Source organism: Streptomyces sp. NTH33 (assembly GCF_003236365.1).
Taxonomy (GTDB): Bacteria; Actinomycetota; Actinomycetes; order Streptomycetales; family Streptomycetaceae; genus Streptomyces.
In genome coordinates this window covers 1-7,522 of record NZ_POTZ01000344.1, presented here as the reverse complement: position 1 = coordinate 7,522, position 7,522 = coordinate 1, and the positions used below count along the sequence as shown (strand labels likewise).

The following is a 7,522-nucleotide window of genomic DNA, read 5'->3' as shown; positions in this document are numbered from 1 at the left end:
GCGTGGGGGCGATGCTCTCCAGGAGGGGGCGGTGACGGTCGCTCATGCCGCATCCCGCCTGACCGGGTTGTGGGCGATGGACCAGTTCAGCGTGCTGCGGAGGGTGGAGCGGCACTCGGACGCGGACAGTCCGGCCGACTCCCCCGCCTCCTGAAGAGCCTGTTCCACCACCGATCGGGGGAGGTCGCCCCACGCGACGAACCACCCCAGGGCGCGCGCCGCGCGGGACAATGTCGCCTCGCGCTCGCCGACTTGGGCCGTGGCCGCGTCCCGCGTCTCGTTGGCGAGCGCTGCATCCGCGTATCGGCGGGATTGCCTCGGTACGGCCATCGATCCCACGCCCGGAACGGTGACGGCTCCCCGCCGAGGACGGCGGGGAGCCTGGAACGCCGTGCGGCAGTCCGCGGCGGCTACTGGGGCGCGACCGCATCCTCGGTGCTTTTCGGGCTCATCCGTTCCCGGACCAAAGAGACCGTGATCACCAACGCGGCCACGAGCACGGAGAGCAGCACCTGGCTCCGTCCGCCACCCTCGTCGTCGGTGAGCATGTAGAGGAACACGAACGAGATCATCGCGATCGTCACCCACGTCAGGTACGGGAACAGCCACATCCGGACGACGAGCTTCTCCGGGTTCTCGCGCAGGATGATTCCCCGCATCCGCAGTTGCGAGAAGCAGATGACCAGCCACACGAAGAGCGCGACCGCGCCCGAGGAGTTCAGCAGGAACTGGAACACCGTGTCCGGCCACAGGTAGTTGAAGGCGACCGCCACGAAGCCGAAGGCCACGGAGGCCAGGATCGCGGCCTGCGGGACACCTCGCGCGTTCGTCCGTACGAAAGCCTGCGGGGCGTCGCCGCGTTCCCCCAGGGAGAAGGCCATCCGGGAGGCGGTGTAGAGGCCGGAGTTGAGACAGGACAGCACGGCGGTCAGCACGATGAAGTTCATGATCTCGCCCGCGTGCGGGATGCCGATCGAGTCCAGGGCCGCGACGTATGAACCCTTCTCGGCGATCGCGGGGTCGTTCCACGGCAGCAGGGAGACCACGACGAGGATCGAGCCGACGTAGAAGACGCCCACCCGCCAGATCACGCTTCGGGTGGCCTTGGCGACCGCCCGCCGCGCGTCCGGGGACTCACCGGCGGCGAGGGTGACGATCTCGCTGCCCATGAAGGAGAAGACGACCAGCAGGATGCCGGTGAGGATCGCGCCGGGCCCGTTCGGCAGGAAGCCGCCGTGCTCGGTGAGGTGGGCGAAACCTGTCGCGGCGTTGTCGGAGCCGGGCAGCACGCCGAAGATCGCCAGACCGCCGAGAAGTATGAAGCCCGAGATGGCGACGACCTTGATGCCGGCGAACCAGAACTCGAACTCGCCGAAGGAACCGACGGAGACCAGGTTCGTGGCGGTGAGGACCACCATGACGATCAGTGCCCAGGCCCACTGTGGTACGGACGGCACCCACCCTTCCAGGATCACGGCGCCCGCGGTCGCCTCCACGGCGAGTACGACGACCCAGAAGAACCAGTACAGCCAGCCGATCGAGAATCCGGCCCAGCGGCCCAGCGCCCGGTCCGCGTAGGCGGAGAAGGAGCCGGAGGTCGGGTTGGCCGCGGCCATCTCGCCGAGCATCCGCATCACGAAGACCACCAGGGCTCCGACCAGGGCGTACGACAGCAGGATGCCGGGGCCGACGGCGGCGATACCGGAGGCGGAGCCCACGAAGAGGCCGGCGCCGATCACACCACCGATGGCGATCATGGACAGATGACGGTTCTTGAGGCCGGCCTTCAGGCCTGCCTGCTCCGTGAGATGACCGCTGGCGGGTGGAGTGGTGACAGTGGGCAGCGAATCAGGGGGACGTGTAGTCATGTCGACATCCATTGAGTCGTTGGGGGTGCCGTGCGCGTGGCTGCCCGGCTCGCCGGATCGCCTCGGTGGGGGACGAGTGGGGGGACGAGCGGGCTCTCGGGCATGCTCAGAAGGGGCGGTCGGGGCACTGACGGTTTCCGAAAGCGTTCACGGTGCGGTTTGCGGTATGCGGATGCCGTACTGGTGATGTGGTTCATCACCGCACGTCCACGTTCCGCTCCGTCTCCTCGTGGGAGGTGGGCCGCATCACTTGCGGAAGTGGATTTGCGCAAGCGTATGGGGGGCCTTGGGGCTACGTGTTTGTGAAGAATGAACAAACTCGCCCTCGATGGCTGTACGACTGGCCAATGCGGAAACAGCCAGTACGGAAACAGCCGGTGCGGAACCGGTTCAGTCGGCGGGCGGCAGCCGCAGCTGGAGCATGGCGAGCAGACGCTGGTCAGGACGGCTCAACTCGAGACCGGTCAGCTCCTCGGCCCGGCGAATGCGGTAGCGCAGCGTGTTGGGGTGCACATGCAGCTGGGCGGCGGCGGCCCGTACGTCACCCAAGGAGTTCAGGTAGGTCAGAACGGTCTCGGCCAGCCGGCCCTGGTGCCGGCTGTCGTGCGCGACGAGGGCGGTCAGTCGTGGGTCCCGTATCTCGGGGTGGGTGGAAAGCAGCGTCAGCACTTCGCTGATCAGTACTTCCGCCTGGATGTCCGACAGCGCGGCGACCTCGGTGGGTACATCGGCCCTCAGCATGGCGTCGAGGATGCGGTCGGCCTCCCGGCGTGACTTGGGGACGTCCCGGAGTCCGGACACCACGCAACCGACCGAGCAGCGCAGGGGCAGGCCCAGGTGGCGGCGTGCGGCATCGGTGATCTCCCGACCCCAGCCGCGCAGCGTGTCCATGTCGATGCTGCGTGGCAACTGGGGCAGGAGCACGTAGATGCGGGGATCGACCTGCGTGACCAGTGCGCTGCGGTGCCGGGCCGCGATGTGCACGGAGACCAGGTTGGTGGCTTCGGTATGGGTCAGCTCCGGTGCGGCGACGACCTCCGTGGTTCCGTACGAGAAGCCCAGGACGGCGGCCGGGCGGGTCGCGTCGATTCCCAGGTGGGTGGCGAGCGGCTGTGGCCCGGTGTTCCCCTCCAGAAGCCCGGCCAGCAGGGTCCGGGTGAGCGTCAGGTCCTCCGAGAGTTCCCGGCGGCGGCGCACCAGGTGGAGCGCGGCGACCCGGGCGGCACCCAGCAGTGCCTGGTCCGAGCGTTCGGACAGCGGCGTCGAGCCCTCCTGCACCCAGATGGTCCCCAGTTGCCGGTCCCCGGACCGGATGGCCACCGCGAGCCGGCGGCGGATCCCCAGCTCGGGGTGGCTGTCGATACTGATCACCTCGTCGCTGGAGTGCAGGTGCTGGAACACGCCCCACTCGCGCAGCGTCGCCAGATACGCCTCCGGTCCCTGCCAGCCGAGGATGGAGCGCCGCCGCAGGTCGTCGATCTCGTCGGAATCGGTGGAGCGGGAGTACGCCAGCACCCGGTTGGCAGCGTCCTCGATGCTGACGATGCCGCTGGTGAGGATGGCGGTGGTCTGGGCGAGCGAGAACAGGTCGCCCTCCTCGGCCCCTTCGCCGGGGTGGCCCGGCAGCGCGTCGTCGAGGGCGGCGCGGGCCAACTCGTTCACCTGTTCCCAGCGTGCTTCGCCGCGCAACGAGAGCAGGGCGACTCCGGCCTCGACGGCGGTCTCGCTGAGGGCCGCAGCCTGGCCGGGACCATCCAGTTTGACCACGACGCCGGCGGCTCCGTCGCGCCCGGCGGCCCGCAGCGCGGGATAAGCGGCTCGGCCGCGGGCACCGATGACGAGAGCCAGCTCGCCCGGCTGAGTGGTCGGGGGGTCCTCGGGATCGAGCAGGGCGACGCCGCGGATCTCGACGTCCAAGCCGGCGGGAGCGGCCTGCACCTCCACCAGCGAATCGCCCAGGGCCATCAGCAACTCGCGCAGGCTGATGCCCGCTGTGGGCGGAGGTACCGCGGCCGGTTCCATGATCGTCGCCTCTACTGGGAGCCATGCCGAAGCCCTGATGCTATCCGCCCGGCAACGGGGGTCGCACCGGGGCTTTTGCGGACTGCGGCGCGTGCGACGGCACGATGCCTTCCAGCTGGAGTGGGACCCGCAGGGCTTGGTCGCCGCTTACCGCATCCGTCCGGCACTCATCGTGCTCGTGGGCGGAAGCGCCACAGGGTTACGTCGGTGCGCCCCGGCTGAGCATGCCATGCGTGAGCGATGCGTGCGCGGGTGCCCGGCAGCAGCCGTCCCAAGCCGGATCAAGAATCATGCCGGGCTCCTCTGACCTGCACGGACAGCAACACCCGACATGGACGAACACCACCCGGCAAGGATTCGATCCCACTCCTCAAGCGGGTGGCGCAGGTTCGCATCCTGCCGGGGGCACTGCGCCGGGGGCCGGTTCAGGAGGCTTGGTCCCCGAACCGGCCCTGCTGCGTGATCGCGCCCGTGTCGCGCTCGCGCCACGAAGTCCGCTGTGCTCCCACCGACCCGGTGCCCTGGCGTCAGCCCTCGTGGGGCACCTTCGGGCGGGTGACCGGTACGACGGTGAGGAGGTCGTCCAGGCCTTTGAAGTCGTCGGGGTTGGTGGTGAAGAGGGGAAGGTCCTCGGCCACGGCGATGGCGGCGATCATCAGGTCGGCCACCCGGCGGCGCGGCTTACGGCCCGCACTGATCACCGCGGCGCAGATGCGGCCGTAGATGCGGGCCGCCTCGGCGTCGAAGGGGAGGGGGTCGAACTCGTTCTCGGCGCGTTGCAGGACGTCGAGTCTGCGGGCGCGTTCGGCGTGTTCGTCGTAGCCGCTCTGTTCGTCGTTGCGGCGCACCTCGTGCGGGCCGGCGGACAACTCGGCCAGGGTGATGGCGGTGATCGCCATTTCGTCCGGCAGTTCCTCGGGGGCCACCCACCGGCGCAGAATCATGATGTCGGTGTCGAGGAGTCCCTGCGCGTACGTCGGGCGGTCAGCGGGCATAGGGATCGTCCAGGCAGGCGTCGGCCGTGGCGTCCTGGTCGGCGCGGAACGTGTCGAGGTCGACGGCGGGGGCGGTCCTGGACATCGCGGCGAAATCCTGGCGGGAGACGAACCGACGGCGCCGCCGCAGAGGGACGAGCTGACCGATCGGGTGTCCGTCCCGGGTGACGGTGAACGACTGGCCGCCCTGTACGGCGTCCATGATCTCCCGGGACCGGTTGCGCAGATCCCGCTGGGTGATTTCGGGCGGAGCGCTCATACCGACCACGGTAGCACCAGGTGCTACCGAGTAGCACTTCACGCCGGAGGCTTGCGCTGACAAGCCTCCGGCCGTGAACGCAGCGAGCGACCGGGGCGAACCGGCGATCGTCAGAGCCCGCCTGGAACACCTCGCGCGGGGGCAGCCGCGGGGCGGCCTTGATCACGGCCTGCGGATCCGTGCCCATCGACAGCGGCCGCCGCTGCCCCCGCTTGAGGTTCTCCGTGGGCAGAGGGCTTTTTTCAGGCGGTCAAGGGGACCGGGTGGATCTCGTCGGCCCGGTGACCAGCGCGTTCGTGAATGCGCTGGACCGCTTCGGCCGAGGGGGCCTCAGAGAGGCAGTAGACGGTTCCGGACTCCGGGTCCGCCCATGCCTTCTCGAAGTGGACGCCTTCCTCCTTCTCGATGGCCAGGTCGGCCTTGTGGGCTTCCATCAGCTGGTCGGCCGTGAGGCCCTTCATTCCGTGGTGGACGTCCATGAACCGGGTCATGGTCTCGCGCCTCCTTCCGACTGCCGCGTCCCGGCGGACGCCGAGTCGCTTGCCGGCTGCGTTACGTCCATCCTGTGCCCGTACGACCGTGATGGCGACCGTGTGGCACCCACCAGCCGGTCTCCAGCACATGCGACATCGGACGAGAGGCCAGGGCTGCCGGCGCGACAGAAAGCCGTGCGTGCCCTCCACGTGCCCGATCCAGCGGAGCCTTTGGCATCCATGCCTGACACCGACGTGGGCGAACGATGGCGTCTCGCGCACGCCTACGCGGCGGAGCCGGCTTCTCCGACCCTCCCGCGAACCCTCCGCGCCGCGCGCGCCCAGCCCCGGAAGCGGGGTTCCCCGCCCGCACGGCTGCGGCTACGTGGGCACCCCGGAAATCCGCCCGAGCATCCCGTACGGACTGGTCCCGCAGAGGGGACCGTGTTCGGGAAGGCGGCGGTGGTCACCGCCCAGCCGGCAGCGCGGCGGCCTCCGTCGCAGGGTTCGGCCATGGGGCCCGGATCAGGTGATCCGGGCCCCATGGGCAGCTGGACGCTGCTGTCAGTGAGTGGCGGTGTGGACGGCCGCGCCCACCGCAACGCCCTCGGGGGTGGCGATGGCCAGGAGGTCGGAGGTGACGGCTGCGATCGGCGTCTCGGCGCAGAGACCGCCGGAGCCGCCGGCCGCGAGGCCGCCGGAGACGTTGTCCAGGTCGGCGTCGGAGATCTCGGCTGTCGCAACCTGGGGGGCGAGGTTCATCACGCGCGGTTCCCTTCGAATGAGCACTTTTGAATGGCAGCGTCCGCTCGCTCGGCTCCCGATACCGGAATTCGTGTCCGCGAGTCGGTGCTACGCAAAGGATCAAAGCAGGCCGACCCTGGGGCGGCCAGTCGCCCGAGTCCCGGACGGAACGCAGATCGAAATGCGCCTTCACCGGTGTGACCACGCAATGACCGAACACACCGACTCCTTCACCGGACCTGCTGAGCAGGTGCGGACGTGAGGGTTGCCACCGGTACCCGGGGCGGTCACTCCCGCGCCGAAGTCAGCGACTCCCGGCTCATTCATGACGGGTATTCAGGTTCGGTATGACCTGGCGGTGAACGGTGTGAGGGTTTATCGGATTTTCGGCATCCCGACGGGTACGCGAGAGCCCGGCCCTCTCTTTGCTTTCCGCTCGAGGGTGGGATGGTGTGGGATCCCTACGGCCGGACCGCTTCCGCAGAGGAGAACGCCCGCCCCCGGCTCCCGCCGCCGCCCGGGGCCACTCCGTACAGCGCGACAGGAAGCCGAAGTGTCATGGATGACGGTGGACGATCGCGAGGCCGGCACCCCTGTGAAGAGCGCCTCTGCCGACGTCACAGCCATGACACGAAGGGTGCACGCCCCGAGCGACGCGGCCTGCTGACGATGGCTGCCAGGTCGCCTTCCCGAAGGATGCGCACCGGGCGTGGCGGCTCGCCGGTGACGGCCGTGTGCTCGAAAACGGGGGAGTGTGAGCTGTGGATGACGCCGTGGACGTAGGTGGTCACCGTTCCTCGTCCCGGCGGTGGCGCGGCCGTGCGGTTTCCCTCTCACCGCCCTCGTCGCGCGCCTGCCGGAAGGCATCGGAGACGGCCTCCGCAGCGCCGGACAGGGCCCCCCTCGCCTTGGCTTGGCTGCCGGAACCGGTGAGCCGGCCGCCGACGATCTCCGGCAGTCCGGCCGGCTTGCGCGGCCCTGCCTCCAGGTCCAGGCGGTTGCACGCCTCGGCGAACCGCAGGTAGGTGTCCACGCTCGCCACCACGACCCGCACATCGATCTTCAGGATTTCGATTCCGACCAGGGAGACCCGCACGAACGCGTCGATCACCAACCCTCGGTCGAGAACCAGCTCCAGTACGTCGTACAGGCCACTGGACC

8 protein-coding genes are annotated in these 7,522 nt (G+C 69.3%); all 8 read right to left on the bottom strand.

What is annotated here, in order from left to right; translation table 11 throughout:
- Positions 1-410: 410 nt before the first annotated feature.
- Positions 411-1,868, bottom strand: coding sequence for an amino acid permease (locus tag C1I97_RS26650; protein WP_111005703.1), 1,458 nt, complete (start codon positions 1,866-1,868; stop codon positions 411-413).
- Positions 1,869-2,258: 390 nt separating this feature from the next.
- A complete protein-coding gene (locus tag C1I97_RS26645) occupies positions 2,259-3,890 on the bottom strand; it encodes a PucR family transcriptional regulator (RefSeq protein ID WP_258382750.1) in 1,632 nt (543 codons plus the stop codon).
- Positions 3,891-4,417: 527 nt separating this feature from the next.
- Complete coding sequence (locus tag C1I97_RS26640) at positions 4,418-4,885, bottom strand: type II toxin-antitoxin system VapC family toxin (RefSeq protein ID WP_111005702.1); 468 nt, start codon at positions 4,883-4,885, stop codon at positions 4,418-4,420.
- Positions 4,875-5,144 carry a type II toxin-antitoxin system Phd/YefM family antitoxin gene (locus C1I97_RS26635; RefSeq protein WP_111005701.1) on the bottom strand — a complete coding sequence of 90 codons (270 nt, stop codon included), beginning with the start codon at positions 5,142-5,144 and terminating at the stop codon, positions 4,875-4,877. Before C1I97_RS26635 ends, C1I97_RS26640 begins: the two co-directional genes overlap by 11 nt.
- 242 nt (positions 5,145-5,386) lie before the next feature.
- Positions 5,387-5,635 carry an SCO4226 family nickel-binding protein gene (locus C1I97_RS26630; protein ID WP_111005700.1) on the bottom strand — a complete coding sequence of 83 codons (249 nt, stop codon included), beginning with the start codon at positions 5,633-5,635 and terminating at the stop codon, positions 5,387-5,389.
- Between the two features lie 546 nt (positions 5,636-6,181).
- The gene (locus C1I97_RS26625) at positions 6,182-6,379 is read right to left on the bottom strand and encodes a hypothetical protein (RefSeq protein WP_111005699.1); all 198 of its coding nucleotides are present in this window, start codon (positions 6,377-6,379) and stop codon (positions 6,182-6,184) included.
- Between the two features lie 599 nt (positions 6,380-6,978).
- On the bottom strand, positions 6,979-7,152 hold the full coding sequence (locus C1I97_RS40150; protein WP_181446925.1) for a hypothetical protein: 174 nt from the start codon (positions 7,150-7,152) through the stop codon (positions 6,979-6,981).
- The coding region (gvpJ, locus tag C1I97_RS26620) for a gas vesicle protein GvpJ (RefSeq protein ID WP_111005698.1) at positions 7,149-7,522 on the bottom strand (374 nt) is incomplete at its 5' end. The genes C1I97_RS40150 and gvpJ, both read right to left, overlap by 4 nt.

Bases quoted from the DNA above. Each gene is read 5' to 3' on its own strand.
- C1I97_RS26640 (WP_111005702.1), bottom strand. From the start codon at position 4,885: ATGCCCGCTGACCGCCCGACGTACGCGCAGGGACTCCTCGACACCGAC.
- C1I97_RS26625 (WP_111005699.1), bottom strand. From the start codon at position 6,379: ATGAACCTCGCCCCCCAGGTTGCGACAGCCGAGATCTCCGACGCCGAC.
- C1I97_RS26635 (WP_111005701.1), bottom strand. From the start codon at position 5,144: ATGAGCGCTCCGCCCGAAATCACCCAGCGGGATCTGCGCAACCGGTCC.
- C1I97_RS26645 (WP_258382750.1), bottom strand. From the start codon at position 3,890: ATGGAACCGGCCGCGGTACCTCCGCCCACAGCGGGCATCAGCCTGCGC.
- C1I97_RS26650 (WP_111005703.1), bottom strand. From the start codon at position 1,868: ATGACTACACGTCCCCCTGATTCGCTGCCCACTGTCACCACTCCACCC.
- C1I97_RS26630 (WP_111005700.1), bottom strand. From the start codon at position 5,635: ATGACCCGGTTCATGGACGTCCACCACGGAATGAAGGGCCTCACGGCC.